This is a genomic window from Lentilactobacillus otakiensis DSM 19908 = JCM 15040, from assembly GCF_001434145.1.
In the GTDB taxonomy this organism is placed as follows: Bacteria; Bacillota; Bacilli; order Lactobacillales; family Lactobacillaceae; genus Lentilactobacillus; species Lentilactobacillus otakiensis.
This window is the reverse complement of the sequence record NZ_AZED01000011.1, coordinates 305,548-324,769: the sequence shown is the minus strand read 5'-3', so window position 1 is coordinate 324,769 and position 19,222 is coordinate 305,548. Positions and strand designations below refer to the sequence as shown.

At 42.5% G+C, this 19,222-nt stretch carries 18 protein-coding genes; 12 read left to right on the top strand and 6 right to left on the bottom strand.

Annotated features, from left to right (window positions below; genetic code table 11):
- Positions 1-97: 97 nt before the first annotated feature.
- Genes FD05_RS05265 through FD05_RS05245 form a run of 5 tightly spaced genes read left to right on the top strand, consistent with a single transcriptional unit; the run spans position 98 to position 5,127 of the window.
- Positions 98-994: an energy-coupling factor transporter transmembrane component T gene (locus FD05_RS05265; protein WP_020280647.1), complete on the top strand. Its 897-nt coding sequence runs from the start codon at positions 98-100 to the stop codon at positions 992-994.
- The gene (locus tag FD05_RS05260; RefSeq protein ID WP_020280648.1) at positions 982-2,646 is read left to right on the top strand and encodes an ABC transporter ATP-binding protein; all 1,665 of its coding nucleotides are present in this window, start codon (positions 982-984) and stop codon (positions 2,644-2,646) included. The genes FD05_RS05265 and FD05_RS05260 overlap by 13 nt, the downstream gene beginning before the upstream one ends.
- A 28-nt stretch (positions 2,647-2,674) precedes the next feature.
- Entirely contained in the window at positions 2,675-3,340 is a 666-nt protein-coding gene (locus FD05_RS05255; RefSeq protein ID WP_020280649.1) for an ECF transporter S component, read from the top strand.
- 21 nt (positions 3,341-3,361) lie between these two features.
- Entirely contained in the window at positions 3,362-4,408 is a 1,047-nt protein-coding gene (locus tag FD05_RS05250; RefSeq protein WP_020280650.1) for a prenyltransferase/squalene oxidase repeat-containing protein, read from the top strand.
- 17 nt (positions 4,409-4,425) lie between these two features.
- A complete protein-coding gene (locus FD05_RS05245) occupies positions 4,426-5,127 on the top strand; it encodes a DUF4430 domain-containing protein (RefSeq protein WP_020280651.1) in 702 nt (233 codons plus the stop codon).
- A gap of 53 nt (positions 5,128-5,180) precedes the next feature.
- Here FD05_RS05245 and FD05_RS05240 read toward each other — a convergent pair whose 3' ends face one another.
- Both FD05_RS05240 and FD05_RS11665 read right to left on the bottom strand, forming a co-directional pair.
- Positions 5,181-6,050, bottom strand: coding sequence for a tyrosine-protein phosphatase (locus FD05_RS05240; protein WP_020280652.1), 870 nt, complete (start codon positions 6,048-6,050; stop codon positions 5,181-5,183).
- 145 nt (positions 6,051-6,195) lie between these two features.
- Positions 6,196-6,333, bottom strand: a complete 138-nt coding sequence (locus FD05_RS11665) for a hypothetical protein (protein WP_156401568.1) — start codon at positions 6,331-6,333, stop codon at positions 6,196-6,198.
- A 114-nt stretch (positions 6,334-6,447) separates the two neighbouring features.
- Here FD05_RS11665 and FD05_RS05235 point away from each other — a divergent pair, with 114 nt between their 5' ends.
- The 5 genes from FD05_RS05235 to FD05_RS05215 all read left to right on the top strand — a co-directional run bounded on the left by FD05_RS05235 (position 6,448) and on the right by FD05_RS05215 (position 12,230).
- Positions 6,448-6,927 (top strand): MarR family winged helix-turn-helix transcriptional regulator, encoded by a 480-nt coding sequence (locus tag FD05_RS05235; protein ID WP_020280653.1) that lies wholly within the window; start codon positions 6,448-6,450, stop codon positions 6,925-6,927.
- Positions 6,928-7,070: 143 nt separating this feature from the next.
- On the top strand, positions 7,071-8,672 hold the full coding sequence (locus FD05_RS05230; protein WP_020280654.1) for an Nramp family divalent metal transporter: 1,602 nt from the start codon (positions 7,071-7,073) through the stop codon (positions 8,670-8,672).
- A 28-nt stretch (positions 8,673-8,700) separates the two neighbouring features.
- A complete protein-coding gene (locus FD05_RS05225; RefSeq protein WP_020280655.1) occupies positions 8,701-9,150 on the top strand; it encodes a universal stress protein in 450 nt (149 codons plus the stop codon).
- Between the two features lie 114 nt (positions 9,151-9,264).
- Positions 9,265-10,614: an MFS transporter gene (locus FD05_RS05220; protein WP_039932568.1), complete on the top strand. Its 1,350-nt coding sequence runs from the start codon at positions 9,265-9,267 to the stop codon at positions 10,612-10,614.
- A gap of 191 nt (positions 10,615-10,805) precedes the next feature.
- Complete coding sequence (locus tag FD05_RS05215; protein ID WP_020280657.1) at positions 10,806-12,230, top strand: NAD-dependent succinate-semialdehyde dehydrogenase; 1,425 nt, start codon at positions 10,806-10,808, stop codon at positions 12,228-12,230.
- 62 nt (positions 12,231-12,292) lie between these two features.
- Here the strand turns inward: FD05_RS05215 and FD05_RS05210 are convergent, their stop codons facing one another.
- The 3 genes from FD05_RS05210 to FD05_RS05200 are packed head-to-tail and all read right to left on the bottom strand — an operon-like array spanning position 12,293 to position 14,130.
- Positions 12,293-13,186, bottom strand: a complete 894-nt coding sequence (locus FD05_RS05210) for a diacylglycerol/lipid kinase family protein (protein ID WP_020280658.1) — start codon at positions 13,184-13,186, stop codon at positions 12,293-12,295.
- A gap of 45 nt (positions 13,187-13,231) precedes the next feature.
- Positions 13,232-13,723, bottom strand: coding sequence for an 8-oxo-dGTP diphosphatase (locus tag FD05_RS05205; RefSeq protein WP_039932572.1), 492 nt, complete (start codon positions 13,721-13,723; stop codon positions 13,232-13,234).
- Complete coding sequence (locus FD05_RS05200; RefSeq protein ID WP_020280660.1) at positions 13,720-14,130, bottom strand: winged helix-turn-helix transcriptional regulator; 411 nt, start codon at positions 14,128-14,130, stop codon at positions 13,720-13,722. The genes FD05_RS05205 and FD05_RS05200 overlap by 4 nt, the downstream gene beginning before the upstream one ends.
- Before the next feature lie 102 nt (positions 14,131-14,232).
- On the opposite strand from FD05_RS05200, the gene FD05_RS05195 reads away from it, so the two are divergent.
- Complete coding sequence (locus FD05_RS05195) at positions 14,233-14,742, top strand: type 1 glutamine amidotransferase domain-containing protein (protein WP_039932574.1); 510 nt, start codon at positions 14,233-14,235, stop codon at positions 14,740-14,742.
- A gap of 87 nt (positions 14,743-14,829) precedes the next feature.
- Here FD05_RS05195 and FD05_RS05190 read toward each other — a convergent pair whose 3' ends face one another.
- Positions 14,830-16,164, bottom strand: coding sequence for an ammonium transporter (locus FD05_RS05190; RefSeq protein ID WP_020280662.1), 1,335 nt, complete (start codon positions 16,162-16,164; stop codon positions 14,830-14,832).
- A gap of 516 nt (positions 16,165-16,680) precedes the next feature.
- Between FD05_RS05190 and FD05_RS05185 the strand changes: the two genes are divergently transcribed.
- The gene (locus tag FD05_RS05185; protein ID WP_020280663.1) at positions 16,681-19,158 is read left to right on the top strand and encodes a DUF5695 domain-containing protein; all 2,478 of its coding nucleotides are present in this window, start codon (positions 16,681-16,683) and stop codon (positions 19,156-19,158) included.
- Positions 19,159-19,222 lie beyond the last annotated feature (64 nt).

Genomic DNA, 19,222 nt, shown 5'->3' with positions numbered 1-19,222 from the left:
CAATTTAACGATTTTATGAATTCACCAAATTTCAAACGGTTGCTGATGATATAATAATCACTCAGGGCAATTTCGAGTTGAAAGGGGTGGTGTAACGATGAATAAATTTCCAATCAGGATGACGTTTTTTTATCAGCTTCATCCAGCTGCTGCGGCAGTTTATTTTTTGGAAGTCATCATTGCACTGCTCCTTTTTAATCATGTCGCAGTCGCCATTGCAGGGCTTGTCGGGCTGACAATGACTTCCCTGATGTATCTTGGCAAGTCGACCGTTTGGCGGCAATTCAAAATGAATTTGATTTTGTTTATCACAATTGTGTTATTTAATTGTCTGTTGAATCAGCGTTTTGGCCCAATTCTTTGGCAATTGCCACTTGGTTCACTAACGTTTAAATTAACCTTACCAGCCTTGACCTATGGGATTGTCATGGGGTTGATGTTAGTGGAGATGCTGATGATATTTAATTTATTGAATGCCATTTTACCGGCAAATAAACTGGTTTATGTATTTTCACCGGTCGCCCCCAAACTGGGTTTATTGGTCGTCATCTCTACCAACTTAGTCAAAGCGTTTGTGAGGAATTTTCACCAGTTGTCCATGCTGCAGAAGACCCGGAACGTTGATCTGGCGGTAGGCTCAGTTTCTGTTCGGGTGAAAAATGGTGGCCGGCTTCTGCAGATTTTGCTGGAAGATTCACTGGCTTCAGGGATGGAAACAGCCAGGTTAATGGATGCCCGCGGCTTTGGGGCTGCCAAGCGAACTCATTATCATACATATCGTTGGCAGGGAACCGACTGGCTCTATTTACTTTGGGCAGGGGCTATTTTTACAGGAATTGTAGCTGCCAGAGTCAATCAGATTGGCTGGTCGGGGTCGGTTAGACAATTCACTGCATTTTGGCAGGGCGGTGACATTTTAGTGGTAGGACTACTTTCATTACTGTTGATCTTGCCGTTGCTTGCTGAAGGAGTTTATCGTTTATGCACGAATTAATTAAAGTCGATCATCTGACATTTGCATATCCCGATCAAACAACGCCAGTCATTGATGGCGTTGATTTGGTGATTAACCGCGGCGACTTTGTCGTGATCGCCGGGGCAACTGGGAGTGGCAAGACGACTTTGGTTAATCATTTTAAGAAGGAATTGGCACCTAATGGTCAGCGCCAGGGGAAAGTATTGATTCATCAGCAACCAATCAGTGATTTATCGAAACTGGAAAGTGCCAAAACGGTGGGGTATGTTGGTCAAAATCCCGCCACTCAGCCGATTATGCCGACTGTTATTGATGAACTAGCTTTTTCTCTGGAAAATGTGGGTGAACCCAGCGCTGAAATTGAACGGCGCATCGCTGAACTGGCTAATTATCTCGGCTTGGATCAGCTGTTGCATCAACCTATCGAAGCCTTGTCCGGCGGTCAGCTGCAACTTGTTAATCTGGCATCCGTCTTAATTTTGAGGCCAGAAGTGATTTTGTTGGATGAGCCGACTGCACAATTGGATCCGTTATCAACCCAACATTTTTTTGAAGTGCTGGCTCGAATTCATGATGAATTAGGCATTACGATTGTCTTGACTGAGCACAACCTTGGCAGTGTTTTGGCACTGGCGAACCGACTCATTTTACTTCAAAATCACCAGATTGCTTATGATGGCCAACCACGTTTCGGGTTGACCAAGATGGTTGATGATTCAAAGTTAAAATATTTTGTTCCACAAGTTTCACAGATCTTTTTAGGGACAGATTCTCACCTTGACAACTTACCGATTTCAGTTGCTGAAGGGCAGGCTGCTATTCGAGATTGGAAGTTGAGGTTTAATGGTGACTTTGAGCAAAATGAACAGACTGATTTGACGGCTTCGATTTTGACAGCAACCGATCTGACTTTTTCTTTCGACCATCAACAAAATGTGATTGATCACTTGGACCTGGATCTCAAAGCGGGTGATTGGCTTTCAATTGTCGGTAAAAATGGTTCTGGAAAATCAACATTACTCAGTATTCTTGCTGGACTGCGAGTGCCTCAGCATGGTAAGGCTAAGTATGATGGACAGGTGGTTTGGAAAATGGCCACTCTTAAACGAAATCAACGGATTTCCTTCTTATCCCAAACACCAACTTTGCAATTTGGGGCCTCAACCGTTGGGGAAGAACTCACCCGCCAGGCACAAGCACTTCAGCTAGATTTTCCTGATAAACAGGTTAAAATGATGATTGACCGCCTGAATCTCACCTCGGTGATCAACCAGAGCCCATTTGATCTGAGTGGCGGTCAGCAGCAGTTGCTTGGTGTCGCGTTAGCATTACTGGCAGAACCCGATCTACTCATTTTAGACGAGCCGACGAAAGGATTGGATCCTTATACCAAGCATTTCTTGGGACGGCTTCTTCACGAAATTAACGCCAATGGGACGACCATTTTAGTTGCCAGTCATGATATGGCATTTTGTGCGACCAATTCCAAACACTGTGCATTTATGTTTGACGGCCACTTGAACACCGTTCTACCAACCAGAGCCTTTTTCGCTGACAACTTTTTTTTCACGACACCAGTGAACCGGTTGTTGCGCAATCAAGTACCACAGGCGATTCTGCCAAGGGATGTTAAATTAGTTTCAGAAGGGACGAGTCCAGATGTTCAATAAATCAAAGGCGGTATATTTGAGTCGCTTAATGCTCGTCTTTATTTTGATTGCGGTATTCTTGATGCTCATGATGCTCCTGCGCAATAAACACTATTTGCTTTTTAGCTTCATGATCTTGCTGTGCAGCATTCTGCCGGCATACTGGCGATTTGAAACGCAGCCGCTGACGACTCAGACGATGATGTTTGTTGCCATTTTAGTTGCCTTAGCAGTGATTGGCCGAGTGCCATTTGCCTCAATCCCTGGGGTTCAGGCAGCCAGCTTTGTGATTATTCTTGGCGGCATTTCCCTTGGACCGGAGTTGGGATTTGTGACCGGTGCAACGACTGCATTAGTTTCCAACATGTTTCTGGGCCAAGGCCCATGGACACCGTGGCAAATGTTTGCTTGGGGGCTGATGGGGTTGAGCGCTGGCTTTATTGGGATGACCAAGCTGCGAAAAAGTTTAGTGTTTATGATTATTTTTGCTGGCCTTTGGGGCTTCTTCTTCGGTTGGATCATGGACCTGTGGTACGCCTTGGCTTATGTATCGCCGATCACACCCAAAAGCTTTATCCTCGCGTTTGTCAGCAGTTTTTTGTTCGATCTGAGCCACGCCATTTCCAATGTGGTTTTAATCGGATTGCTTTATCGTTCATGGGGAAAATTATTTATGCGATTGGATCGAAAATACAATTTCTTGCCAACAAAATAAAATCAAAGGATGGATTAAATTATGAAATCAATGAAGAAAGTCATTACTTTATCAGTGACCGGCCTATTATTAGCTGGAGCAGCTGCGCCACTGACAACAGTCCATGCTGCAAGTGTTAAAACTGCTTCGACTGCTTATCAAAAATCAAAGACTAAGGCTAGTTATAGTTATGCCAAAAAGATGTTGGCGAAGAACCGGACCGGCTTCTCCGGTAAAACAAGTTACATATTTAGTAAGAAGACTTATCCAACCAGCGGGGCAGTTTATGGCTACTCAGACTTCTTGTTGGGACTGAAGGGATTGGGCTATAAGTTTACCAAGGCACAGCGGACAAAGGTCGCCAACAGCCTTGTATTGAATCGTAAGAGCACGCCGGCCGATCTCGCTACGGCAGTCATTGCTACCAGGGCAGTTGGTTTGAATCCCCAGAAGTTACATCAGACAGGTGCCAAAACGACTTTGAACCTGGTGAGCGCTTTGTACCATCGTTCAATGATTAAGCAAACAGTGAATGTCCAAAGTCAGGCATTAATTGCTTTATCAACCGGCTCATACAAGCGACCGGGCAACGCGAAATTCTCAAAAACCAGTTTAAGCAGTGCCATCGTTAAAAACCAATTAAGCAACAACGGTTGGGCTTATGATAACCAGGTTGCCAACGCCGATAGCGATACGACTGCGATGGCAGTGACGGCACTTGCTCGTAGTAAGTCGACGAGTGCCACCGTGACTTCGGCAATCGCTAAGGGTCAGGCCTACCTGAAAGATGCCGTTTATCCAAGTGGGGCCTTTGGTTATGCGTACAAAGGCAAAACGTTCCCGAATGCTAACTCAACGGCCGAAGCAATCATTGCATTTTCAACCAAGCAGAATACGGTTAAATTGGTCAATGGTTACTTTAAGTCTGGTCAGACCACTTCTCCAATGCGTGCCATGTTAGGGTATGTACGTTCAACCGGTTCAATCAAAGGTGCCACAACCCAAACTTTGGGTGTCGGGCAGGTTCATTTGGCAAATGCCGCATATCGCCAAGCCTTGAAACACCGCTCAGTTTATTCAATTAACTAAGATTAAAGGATGAGTTTATGAAAAAAGCAATTGGAATTGTCATTGGGGTTATTTTGGTGTTGGGATTGGCGTTCGGCGTCCGAGAGGTTGTCGCCAATCGTGCACAGCAACATGCCCGAACTGAGAAAGTTGCCAAAATGGATTCGGGGAGCCAGCCTAAAGTCACAACAAGCTCAACGGCATCAAGTCAGAAGCCGAAGACTAAAAAGTCGACGACTAAGAAGTCACAATCACACCAGCCGACCGCTAACAAAAGGGCCAAAAGTCTCAATACTGCAAGCCCTTCAGCAACCAGCAGTTCTCACAAAAAGTCGGCGGGCACCCACCCGGTTTCAAGTGCCAAGCAGACATCAAGCGTCACGCCCAGGCACAGTTCGAAGAAAGCTCAGGCAAAGCAAAAAGCCTCACCCAAATATACTGGTAAGGCCTACTTAAAAGTTTCTGGATATAAAAAGTTGTTCTATTCTGGTAATTTGCACATTACGAAGAAGACCACTGCGTTTACGCTGTTGCAACAGACAAATCTAAAGATTACCTACACCAGCAGCCCGGCTATTTATGTCAGTGCCATTAATGGCTTAAAGGAAAATGACATTAAAGTCGGCAGCGGTTGGATGTATTCGGTGAATGGCAAATATGTTGATAAATCTGCCGGGGATAAGTTGATTAAACCGGGAGATAAGGTACATTGGTATTTTACGGTTCAGGGATTTAAATAATATATTTTAAATAAGAATCAGCTTCAAAGACGTTTTTGCCTTTGAGGCTGATTTTATTTTGTCAGATACATTTGCCGAAGCAACTGAACATCGTGTTTCGACAGCCTCATTTCATGGCTGAGATAATGTTTCATCGACCCTGAGCGATGATAAACGGCGGCATAGGCGGCATTAAGATATGCCGCATGGGCGGTTTTGGATCGCTTGAGATTCACCAATACTTTGCGATTGTGGGTATAATGCTTCATTTGTTTGTATTCTTTTGTGGTCGTTGCTTTCAAATATTTATTCGAAGCGAGATAGTTCTTCATGATTGTGGCTTTTGGAATTCCCAGACTCGACAGGATTAACATGGTCGCAATCCCAGTGCGGTCTTTACCATAGGTGCAGTGATATAGGACGGCACCAGATTTTTGCTTGAGCAAATAGTTGAACATTGCCCTGTAAGCTTTGACACTGTGGGATTGAAGAACCATCTTTTGATAAAATAATTCCATGTTATTCGGCTGTTTCGCCGCTAACTGGGCGGCATATTGCGAGGTGGTGTGGACCCCAAAATTTGGATCAGACATCACACTTAACCGGTGATAGTGACTGCCAGTCAGCTTTTTATCAGGAGCTTGATGGATTTCGCCAATGGAACGAAAATCCAAAACAACTTTGACATGGTGCTGTTTATTCAAGACCCATTTATCATGATGACTGAGTTTGGTGAGGGCTGCCGATCGAATGAGTCGACCCGAACGAATCCTTTGCCCATTTTTTGCCCGAATACCACCGAGGTCGCAGGTATTAGGGATAGCGCTCAGTTTGATGTGGGTTCCAAGTGGGGGAGTAGCAGCCGAGGGCATAATGGCTAGCCAGCTGCTCATAAACACGGTTGAAATTAGTGTTAAATTGATTTCTTTAAGCAATGATCTCATCACGTCACCCCCCCAACAATCATTATATGTCTATCGGATAAAGATCACAGATATTTCTGAATCTGGTCCAAGTCAGCTTGATGTTTATTCGCGGATTCGTCTTCTGCATGCATGACCGGATCAAACCCATCCCGATTCAAATCGATTACGTCAACAGTGTGGCCTTGCGCCGGTAAATATTCAATTGTTGAGCAACCGCAACACTGTAACTTTGGTTGTGGGGTTCACTACTATGACGGGCTGTCAGCATGTAAGGATGATCGAATACAAGTACATAGTTCATATAAATACCTCTTTTCAAGTTAGTGTTATTTTACTTTTCAAAATGTATTCCGAGGAATACAATTAGTATAAACAGATGCACTAAAGTGCCAATATGTATTCCGAGGAATTTAAAATGAAAAAGAAAAATTCAATTGAACTCATCAAAGAACAATTAGAAGCTTTCAGAAGTCATGATGTCGATGCTTCTATCTTGGACGCAATCAAACATAACGATCAACTTGATGCCGATGTCGTCACCAGTTTAACAATCAGTGATCTTCACATCATGCGGGCTGCAGCCAGAGATAATGGTGTGAAAATCTCTGCGATTGTCGACCAAGTCGCATTGACGCAAGGGGCAGTTTCCAAAATTGTTAATAAGCTTGCAGCCAAAGGACTTGTGGAAAAATTTCATCAATCTAATAATAAAAAAGATACCTTTGTAAAACTAACGACAACCGGTCAGATAATCAACCAAATTCATTCTGATTATCATGAACGAGAAGAAGCTCAACTGGCTAAATTTGCTGATGACTATTCCAAAACTGACTTGGAGACCATTGCGACATTTATGGCTCAACTCAATATAATTCGTGAAAAAAATGAGAAATAACGGTAACCGTTTTCTTCCTTGCTATGCCAAAACTCCTTATCTATCACTTATAAAATCAAAGTTAGGTTTGCCAAAAATATAGATTTACAACGGTAAAAACTATGCTAGAATAAGCTTTGTACAAAACATAAGGAGGTACTTTGATGCCAAAGGAAAAACAACCAAAGAAGCAGCATTTGATTCATTATGCAAATGGTCCTTCGTTGGAAGAAATTAATGGAACAATTGAAGTTCCAAAGGGACGCGGATTCTGGAAAACACTATTTATGTATTCAGGACCTGGTGCATTAGTTGCCGTTGGATACATGGATCCAGGTAACTGGTCAACTTCAATTACTGGTGGTCAAAATTTTGAATACCTATTAATGTCTGTTATCTTACTATCGAGTTTAATTGCCATGTTATTGCAATATATGGCGGCTAAACTGGGTATTGTGTCTCAGATGGATTTAGCACAAGCAATTCGTGCCAGAACCAGTAAAACACTTGGAATTGTGTTATGGATCTTAACCGAGTTAGCTATTATGGCGACCGATATTGCGGAAGTTATTGGTGCCGCGATTGCCCTTTATCTTCTGTTCCATATTCCACTAGTGTATGCCGTATTTATTACCGTATTTGATGTCTTACTTCTGCTATTATTGACTAAAGTTGGTTTTAGAAAAATTGAAGCCATCGTTGTCTGCTTGATCCTGGTAATTCTGTTCGTCTTCATTTATGAAGTCGCTTTGTCAGAACCAAACTTTGGTGCAATGTTCAAGGGCTTGATTCCTACTGGTGAAACTTTCTCCAGTGCACACCACGTTAACGGTGATACACCATTAACCGGTGCCTTAGGTATCATTGGTGCTACTGTTATGCCCCATAACTTGTACCTGCATTCAGCAATTTCTCAAACTCGTAAAGTTGACCACAATGATCAAGAAGATGTTGCACGTACTGTTCGTTTTTCAACTTGGGATTCAAACATCCAGTTGTCATTCGCATGGGTTATCAACTCACTTCTGTTAGTTATGGGTGTTGCTGTGTTCAAGACTGGTGCTGTTAAGGATCCATCATTCTTCGGATTGTTTGACGCTTTGTCAAACACTTCAATGTTGAGTAACGGTATCTTAATTGCAGTTGCCAAATCAGGAATTCTTTCAATTTTGTTTGCTGTTGCTTTACTGGCATCAGGTCAAAATTCAACTATTACTGGTACTTTAACTGGTCAAGTTATTATGGAAGGTTTCATCCACATGAAGATGCCATTATGGCTTCGTCGTTTGGTTACTCGTTTGATTTCTGTTATCCCTGTTCTGATTTGTGTTGCTATGACAAGTGGTGAATCACCAATTAGGCAACATGAGGCGTTGAACACGTTAATGAATAACTCTCAGGTCTTCCTGGCATTCGCTTTACCATTCTCAATGCTTCCATTGCTGATGATGACCGATAATGCTAAAGAAATGGGAGATCGTTTCAAGAACACACTTTGGGTTAAGGTACTTGGCTGGATCTCAGTATTGGCTTTGACATTCCTTAACATGAAGGGACTTCCTGACAACATTACAAGTTTCTTTGGTGATAATCCTTCTGCAGGCCAAGTTTCACTTGCTCATACCATTGCTTATGTAATTATCGTTGCAATTGTTGCTTTGCTTCTCTGGACCATGTATGACATGTTCTCAAGCAGAAACAAGATGCCTCAACGTTTCGAAACAACTGCTGAGCATTATGATGAAAGTAAAAAGGATAAAGAGTAAGATATAGTCAGAAGGAGGGTCAGATTAGATGCAAAATGATAATACTCCACATACAAGATTTCATAGAATTTTAGTTGGTGTTGATGATTCACCTGATGCACAATTAGCATTCCGTTATGCGATTTCACAAGCTCGCCAATCAGATGCTCATTTATTCATTACTTCAATTTTGGAAGACGATAAGGTTAACGTGTTTCAAGCATTGAATAAGGATTTTGTTCATGGTGAACGTTCTGCACTTGCAAAGCATATTGAGGAATATCGCCAATTAGCTTTGCGTGCAGGTGTTAAGGAAGTTGATACGATTATTGATGAGGGAGATCCTGGTGAGACCATCGTTAAACAGGTTATCCCTGCTACCAATGCTGATTTGTTAATTATCGGTTCGCTTTCTAAAACTGGCGTTCGGAAATACTTTGGCTCACAAGCTGCATATATGTCTAAGTATGCTCCGATCTCAGTTATGACTGTGCGTTAAAATTATCAACAAACTACTGTTGTACAAGAATTAAGTGTTCGTAATCAAAAACAGGATCGGAAATCTTATTTCCGATCCTGTTTTCGTAAATGTATATATAGGGGGGAACTCATCTTGGAATTAACAGAGAAAAGCCGGAAATGGTTTGTTGCCACTTTACTGCTTGGAACATTTACTATGTCGATTAGTCAGTCGTCATTGTCGACGGCTTATCCGACATTTATGAAGTATTTTAATTTACCAGCGAGTACCATTGCTTGGCTAACTACAGGGTTCATGTTGATCATGTCGGTGGTTATGCCATTGTCACCCTGGTTGATGAAGAATTTTAAGTTTAAGCCATTATATTTGTCACTATTGGTGAACTTCGTTGTCGGAACACTGATTATTATTTGGGCACCTAATTTTCTGATAATGATGCTTGGACGCCTGATGGAAGGATTCAGTGTGGGTGTTTTATTCCCATCTTATCAGTCAATCATTCTTGAGATCACTCCAGCTGATCACCGTGGGTCTGTCATGGGGACTGTCGGATTAGTTATGGGATCTGCTCTAGCGGTTGGACCAATTATCTCTGGTGTCCTGTTGCAGTTCTTTCCTTGGGAAGCAATTTTTGCGTTTTTCCTGATTACGTTGACTGTGGTCTTTTTGCTTGCACTCAAGACTGTTATTAGTCCACTGAAGATTGAGTCGACCCGATTCGACTTTATTTCTGTTTTCATGTCGCTTGGGATCATTGGCTTGCTGTACTTTATCAATGAGATCTCGCATATGACGGCTACCAGTTACTTCAACTGGGGAATTCTGATTGTGTCGCTCATTCTTTTGACTCTGTTTGTTCGTCGTCAGTTGAAAATGCCACAACCATTGCTACGACTGGACATTCTTTCAATTACTAACTTTGACCTAGGGGTTGCACTGACTTCACTGTCATACATGTCATTGATTACAGTCACAATTATTATGCCTTTGTATTATCAACAAGTGCTGGGGTTAACTCCTCTGTGGTCAGGATTATCACTGGTTCCGGCTGCGGCAATTCTGTCATGGCTCAACCGGCGTAGCGGTCGTTTAGCTGACCGAATTGGTTTTAAGCCGGTCATCATGATTGGCTTTGGCTTATTCATCGTAGGATGGGCTGCATTGTTAGTATTGTCCGGCCTTAAAAGTATCTGGATTGCCGTTATTTGCTCAATCATTATTGAGTCCGGAAATGCATTTGCAATGATGCCGGCGACGACGTTGGGTGCGAACTCGTTAACCAATGATTTGATCCCTCATGGGTCCTCAATTATTGCCACGATTCGACAAATTATGGGGTCAACGGCGATTGTGATTGCGACAGTTGTTCTAGGTAATCGTAACTTTAACGCTGTCTTCCTTACTTTTCTTATCTTGGAAATTATTGCCATCTTCTTGGTATTTATGATCAAAGATACTAAGAGGGATCCGGCTGAAGCTTAATTATGCTCTTGTGAAATATAAGTAGTTTTCATAAGACACACATATACACTATTGACCTGATTAACCATTTTGAAAATCACAATGCATTTGGTTGTAACTGTTTTCATGACATGATATTCTATATTTGGATGTTGAAATGTCTGTTTGATTTATGACGTTGCAGATTTATCCAAATTTTAGGAGGTTATATAATGGCATATCGTACAGTTAATCCTTACAACAATGAAGTTGTAAAGGAGTATCCATTTGCTACCGAGGATGAGTTGCAGTCTGCATTGGCAACTGGTCACGATTTATATGAATCAATGAAGAAACAAGATATTTCTGAGAGAGCTAAGATCCTTCACAATGTTGCCGCAAAGTTGCGTGAGCACTCAGATGAATTAGCTGAGGCCTGCACGGTCGACATGGGTAAATTGATTGGCGAATCAAAAGGTGAAGTTGAGCTTGTTGCCATCATCGCCGATTGGTTCGCAGATCATGGTGAAGATTTATTGAAGCCCGAAAAGATCGATACCATCGCAACCGGTGATGCTGAAATTCAACATCACGCAACTGGTGTTGTCATGATGGTTGAACCATGGAACTTCCCTTACTATCAAATTATGCGTGTATTTGCACCTAACTTCATGGTAGGAAACCCAATGATCTTAAAGCACGCTGCCAATACACCAACTTCAGCTAAAATGTTTGCTGACGTGGTTGCTGAAGCTGGCGCACCAAAAGGCGCATTGACCAACCTCTTCCTTTCATACGATCAGGTTACTGAAGCAATTGATGATCCTCGTGTTCAAGGTGTCGCTTTAACTGGTTCTGAACGTGGCGGTACAGCCGTTGCCGGAGCTGCTGGTAAAGCACTCAAGAAGAACACAATGGAACTTGGCGGTATGGATCCATTCATCGTATTGGGTGATGCTAATATGGATGACGTCAACGATATTGCATGGCGTGCACGGATTTACAATGACGGCCAAGTATGTACTTCATCCAAGCGATTCATCGTCATGGACAATGTTTACGATGAATTCGTTGATAATTTGAAGAAGAAGTTTGCTGCTTTGAAGCCTGGCGATCCAATGGACCCTAAGACTACTTTAGCTCCAATGAATACTGAGAAATCAAAGAACAAACTTCAAAAGCAATTGGACGACGCGATCGCCGCTGGTGCCAAAGTTGTTTATGGTAATGAACACATCGACTTACCAGGTCAATTCTTCATGCCAACAATTTTGACTGATATTTCTAAAGATAACCCAGCATACAGCGAAGAAATGTTTGGCCCAATCGCTGCTGTTTACAAGGTTCACAGTGAGCAAGAAGCAATTGATCTTGCTAACGACAACCCTTATGGACTTGGCGGAATCGTCTTTGCCGGCGATGCTGATCACGGTGCCGAAGTTGCATCACAAATCGAAACTGGCATGGTATTTGTTAACAACTTTATGTCAACATTACCTGAGTTACCATTCGGTGGTGTTAAACTTTCAGGTTACGGCCGTGAAATGAGTCACATCGGTCAGATGGCCTTTGTTAACGAACAGTTGATCGTTAAGACCGACAAGCCTAACATGGGTAACCTTGCTGGTGGATTGGTTGCAGTTGATCCAGAAGAATAATTACAAGATAAATAGATTTTAAAAATCGTCAATCACATTTCGTGGTTGACGATTTTTTCGTACTATGATGATTTGGGTACCATGACATTCAAAAAGTTTTTCTTAATTGCCACCGTAATTGGAAGTGACATTGCCGGATCCCCATCAATTCTTGCTTGAATATCACGTTTTGATAAGTTTTCGATTTTAACGGTTTTAGTTTTAAAGTAACGTACTCCTTTGGCATTTTTCAGATTGCCGGTGATGAAATATCTCAAGTAGGTGAGCAACTTCATTGGGGTAAAGCTCTTTAACAGAAACACGTGGAGGGTGTCGTCATCATACGATGCCTCGGGGTTAAAGGCAATGAAGCCGCCAACGGAGTTAGTCGTCGTAATCAGGAGAATTTGTGCCCGCAAGACTTCTGAACGGTCGTTGGCGGTCACTTTTAACTTATAGGAACGGTTGGTAAATAATTCCTTGAATCCCTTGATCAAATAAACGATTTTACCAAACTTTTTCTTCTCATCATCCTTGACGTTTCGAGCGATGTCCGCCAAACGGCCAAGCGTCAGACTACTGACCATCGGTGTTTCACCAACAGCTCCCAGGTCAACGGCTGCCGGCGTCCCATCCAGCAGGTTATTAATGGCTTGATCAGTATTGAGTGGGATGTTCAGTGCTCGAGCAAAATTGTTGATGGTACCGCCAGGAATAATGCCCAGTGGAATTGATTTTCCCGCTTTTAGAAAGCCTTCGCAAGCGGTATTGATAGAGCCATCACCCCCAATTGTGATGAGGCAATTATATTTCTCGGTTGACTTTTGTGCCTGCTCGACCGCATCGTCACGGGATTTGGTCTTAGAGAGTGTGACGGTCTTACCGTTGTTTTCCAACAAAGCCTTGGCGTGCTGGGCAATTGTTTCATTATCACTTTTACCTGCATTGCCATTATAAATAATTAAATAATTTTTCATGTTGCACCTCCTCGTGGTAATGATTCGGATGACAACTTTATTATATTACGATTTGTCCCCGAGGTCGTTTTTGGGGATTATGGTTAGTGATCCATTCATAACCGGCGAGGTCGCATCAACCGTGTGGGGATCAGTGAAGATTTTGAGGAATTTCATAAAACTTTCAGCGGTGTTTTGCTCATTCAAATCTTTGAGTGGCAGCCAGTAGTTTTTACCTTCTTCAGATTGCTTGAGTTCGCCAGAAAAATCATTGGTTCTGTATAGAAAACCCACACGACGATAGGCTGGTTTGTCATTGAACCATTCGACAGTTCCACATGACTCCAGGTTCTTTACGGTTAGCCCAGTTTCTTCCAAAACTTCGCGAACCATGCCATCATATAAGCTTTCACCTTTTTCAACGTGACCCCCAGGAAAGGTGTGACCAAATTTCCATGCCACGTCGGTTTTATCTTCGATCAGAACCTCCTTGGTCTGTTCGTTATAAATCATACACATATTCACTAGTTCGATTGCTTCGGTTCTTGAGTATGTCATTTGGCGGCCTCCCGACTAACTTCTTCATTAACACTAAATTGTGGCGTGACTTGGAGTTCCTGAATGCGTTTTTCTCCCCATTCATACATTTGATTGGCAATCGGCATTAGAGATTGACCGAGAGCCGTGATTTCGTATGTCACTTTTGTCCGTGGACCTGATTCAACATGGCGGGTGATCAACTCATCTTCTTCCATTTCTCGAAGCTGGTTGGTCAACACTTTGTGAGTGACTTTGGGCAGCAACCGCATCAGTTCATTGAACCGGTAGGCACCGTCAGTTCCCAGGTAAAATAAGATAACCAGTTTCCATTTGCCACTGAACATCGATAACGTTAGTTCCTTGGAGCAGTTGTAGTCACCATTTTTCAAACGATCTTTAACATCTTTTCTGACAATATCGGTCATCATATCCCTCCAAATTTTGACGCACCTCAAAGTGCGTTATTGTATCATTTTGATACCTAGTATAAAGTAGATAGTATGTTGGAACAAGAAAGGATGAATTTGATGAGTAAAGTAGCAGTAATCGTCACTAATGACGTAGAAGATATTGAATACACTTCACCTGTTGAGGCACTTAAGAATGCAGGTCATGAGGTTGTTACGATTGAAAATGCTGCCGGCAATCAAATTGTTGGTAAGCACGGGACTGAATTGAAGGCTGATAAGGGAATTGGTGATGTTAAGCCCGATGACTTTGATGGTTTACTGATTCCTGGTGGCTTCTCACCTGATCAATTGAGAGCAGACGATCGGTTTGTCGACTTTGTTAAAACCTTCTTGATTGATGACAAACCCACTTTTGCGATTTGCCACGGCCCACAACTCTTCATTCAAACCGGACTGACAGCAGGTCGGACAATGACTGCTTATCTGACGGTTCGCCCAGACCTGTACTATGCAGGCGCTCGGGTTAAGGATCAGTCGGTTGTCGTTGACCGTAACCTGGTTACGAGTCGAACACCTGATGATTTGGATGACTTTAATGGCGCCATGCTGGATGTTTTGAAGAAGTAAATTTGAATATTTTAATATGAAAAGAGCCCCGAATTCCATCAATCGAATTCGGGGCTCAAATTTTATTGTGCGTTATGAATGTTTATTTCAGTGCAAATGAGGATCTTTATTGGTGTCCAGTCCGCCAAGTTGTCCTCTAAATTCTTTCGAATACAAGTTCAAATCTGATCTGTAAGCATCGAGGTTGTCGCTCATGTCAACGGTGTAGTCAACTTCCTCACCGTGTTCACCTTTGTCCAGCCCGAGCTTTTCTTCTTTACGATCAACCCGCATTGGCATAACCAAACTCAGTAATTTGATAATGATTGATGCAGCGATCGTAACGAAGATGATCGTAGCGAGTGTGGCAATGATCTGAACGGTAATTTGATGCCAACCGCCACCATAGAAGGCGCCGTTATGAGCAACAATTGGGTTAACAGCTTTTGTCGCAAACAATCCAGTTGCAATACTACCAACGATCCCACTGACACCGTGACAGCCAAAGGCATCCAAGGCATCATCAACACCAATCCGGTCTTTCAAATAGTTAACGAAGAAGTAACTGGCGAAGGTTGAGAACATTCCGATCCAAAACGAACCGGCGATGGTTACAAACCCACAGGCAGGTGTGATTCCAACCAACCCACAAAGGGTACCGGTACAAACACCGACCAGGGTTGGTTTACCGTTGATGATCATGTCGAGAATCATCCAAGTAACCATTGCAGTACCAGTTGACATGGTGGTCGTGATGGTTGCTTGAGCGGCGATGTTATCAACGCCCAAAGCTGAACCAGCATTGAAGCCATACCAGCCGATCCACAAGATGGTTGCGCCAAGCAGTACCCAAGGCAAATTGTAGTGGGTGTGGGGGATGTCACCAAATTTAACTCGTTTACCCAAGAAGGCTGACAAGACAAATGCAGTAACACCAGCGTTAATATGAACAACCGTTCCACCGGCGAAGTCAAGAACACCCATTCCATAAAGAATTCCATGTGGGCTCCAAACCAAATGAACCATTGGATAGTAAATGATGATTGACCAGAGAATCAAGAACACCAATAAGAAGTTGAACTTAATTCGGCCAACCACAGCCCCAACGAATAATGCAGGGGTAATAATAGCAAACATCATTTCAAAAACTGCGAAAATCCCAGTTGGAATCTTGGTTGCCGTCAGTGAACTGAGATCAATGCCATTCATGAAGAAATTCTTCACGGTGCCGACAACGCCACTAATATCACCTGAGAATGATAGTGAATAACCAATTACGATCCAAAGAACAATCGCCACACCAGTCATAATAAAGACTGACAGCATCGTGTTAACAACGTTTCGCTTTGAAACCAGGCCCCCATAGAAAAATGCCAATCCGGGAGTCATGAATAATACCAAAATACTGGACAAAATCATGAACGAAGTATTTGCAGCATTCATAACATCGCTTCCTTCTCTTTTAATGTCATAAATTCTAACATCATCTTTTTGAAACGTCCAGCATTTTTTGAAATTGGTTAGAAAATTAGAGACTAGCTTATCTAAATGGAAACGGTGACAATCCACACATATAGCCACTTATTTTGAAGCTGGTTTATCTGAAAAAACTTTAATTTGCGAATTGGTCTATGTAATTAAAGATGACATAGTTCGGCTTAGGAAACGTTAGGTTACGAAACATTTCTCGTTGTATATTTTGATGAGCTAAAAGACTCGATTGTTTCCTTATGCGTATTAAGAGATGTCTGTTTTGTTTACCAGATGTATTGCTTTATCTGTTTCCTTGACGTCTTGTAACCGTTATCATGAACACATAATCAACTACGAACAATTGCGATGAGAAATGTCATGGTGGATGATGCTATGTTTCATTAATGAACAACGATTTAATTTTAGAGATGAAACTTGGTAGTGAAATTTGACTTATATTTTGAACCTGGAATGAAGGAGAAAGTAATGAAAAGACGATTTGAACTTGAAAAGTCAACTAATAATGACGCGATTCTTACTAAACTTGCGGTTACAAATGGTGACGGCAATTTTGATTTTGGCACGAGTAAATCTAAAGAAAAGCGTGATGGCAAAGGCTATTACCAACTTGGGGATATCAACATTTCGTTAAGAACCATTTTTAATCCCTGGGATACCTATCGGACTGCTTTTGATGAGGATCTGACGGATTGCCCGCTTGATGTATCGCGTGAGTGGCAAACTGCTACAGATGGGACTGAAACGATATTTACAATCAAACTAACGAATCCTACTAAGGAAGAATACGAAGTAGGCGGGTTAGGTGTTCCATTGGTTTTTAATCAGATTCTGACTGATAACACTTTGGATGAAAGTCATCAAAACTGTGTTTTTTCGGATCCATATATTGGAAATGATGCCGGTTATGTGCAAGTCACTCGTTTAAGCGGGGATGAGCCGACATTATTGGTTACGCCAGGAAAGAATGCCCATTTCGAAGCTTATCGTCCATTGAATGATGACAAGACGCCTCGAAGAGTCACGTTTGAAGGCTTTTATGAATGGACAATTTTTTCTTTTGCATATGCTGAAAGCGACTGGTTCGATCAAAAACATTGGAATAAGCCAACGTCCTTAATTTTAAAGCCAGGAGACAGTCAGGAGTTCTCACTTCGATTTACAGTCATTGACAGTCAGGCCGATGTTCCACAAGAACTTCATCGCTTAGGCATGCCAGTGGTTGACAGTGTTCCGGGTTATACAATTCACGGAACTGAAACCGCCCATCTAACGGTTGACTCAAAAAGTCCAGTTTCTTCGATTAAAGTTTCACCAGCCAACGCTTTGGATCTCTATAAAGCCGGCGATGGTTCATATAAGCTCGCTGGTACTGGCGATTACTATGGTTATGCAGATGTCTTAATTCAATATCAAGACGGCACACGCCAGACGATTAACTATTTTGTGTTGGACGCTGCCAACACAGCGGTTAAAAAATTAGCTGATTTTCACGTAAAAAACCAGTGGCTTGAAGATGATGACAAGTATGGACGGAAGCACGCATTTATGACTTATGACCGGGATGCCAAGCAGAAGGTTTTGAGTGAACGGCGAACGTTTATTTCTGGCGTATCCGATGAAGTCGGCGCCGGGCCCAACTTATTGATGGCAGCTAAGAATTTGTTGATGCCAGACAAGCACCAGGTTCATTTGCTGGAAGAGTACGTTGATGATGTTCTATGGGGCAAATTGCAGAATAAAGAAGACTATTCTATCCGCGCAAGCCTTTACTACACTGATGAAAATTCTCCTTACAGTTGGGCATCATGGGACAAGTCCCGATCTGAGGAAACTTGGCGAGCATATAATTATCCTCACCAAGCAACAATCTATTGGATTATGTACCGTTTAGCCAGAAATTACGATGGGTTGGTCACCAATCATGACTGGCAGTGGTATTTGGAACACGCTTACCAGACTGTGATGGCAATGCACAAGTTTGCGACCAAAGATAAGTTTATGTATTTGGAACAATTTGGCCTCATGGTTGGAAGTGCCCATCTGTGGATTTTGAAAGATTTGGAGTATGAAGGCTGGAACGAAAAAGCCGAAAGTTACGAAGAATATATGCGTTTGCGTTATACCATTTGGGCAAGCCTGAAGTACCCGTATGGTAGCGAAATGCCTTGGGATTCGACAGGACAAGAAGAAATCTATGTGTGGTGTGATTATTTTGGCGACATGGGGAAAGCTAAGCAGACTGTCGATGCCGTCAAAGCATATACACCATCAATTCCAAACTGGGGTTATAACGGCGCTGCCCGTCGATATTTTGATTCGGCGGTATATGGTAAACGTGAAGAAATGGGACGCTTGTTTGGTCACTACGGTTCGCCTTTAAATGCCATTCCACTTCTGATGAGCTATAAAGAGCATCATTCAGATGATTTATACCTGCTGAAAGTGGGCTATGCTGCTTCGACCAGTGCTTTGACAACGATCAACCCAGACGGTTTTGGATCAATGGGATACTTGGCTAATCCTGATGTGATGGACTTTGAGCCTTATACAGGTGATTATGGCCAATCATTCTATGGGTATATGCATGAAGCTGGGCAATTTGTCCATTTTGATCCTCAAGCTGGGTGGTTGTCATTCGGTGGGGAAGTTGAAGTGGATGGCAGTACAATTGTCGTGACTCCAACAGACGCCTTTCACAGAAGACTGTTTATCCACGGTGAGAACGGCGATCTTGAAATCAAGTCTGAGACTGCGCCAATCAAGAACGCTCTTTATGATCTTGACGAAGGAAAAGTGATCATCAATTTTGCGGAACCCGGTGTTACACCCAAACATCTTAGAGTTCAGGTATCTACAAATCTTCACCCGGTTCAAGATGGTTCATTGATTCGTGGTGCATATGAATTTGATGCATTTACCAGGCAGTTGACATTTAAACTCTAATATAGTGAATATGAAATCAAAACGAGTGCTGGACAAAATTTTCTTTTTGCCCAGTTCTCGTTTT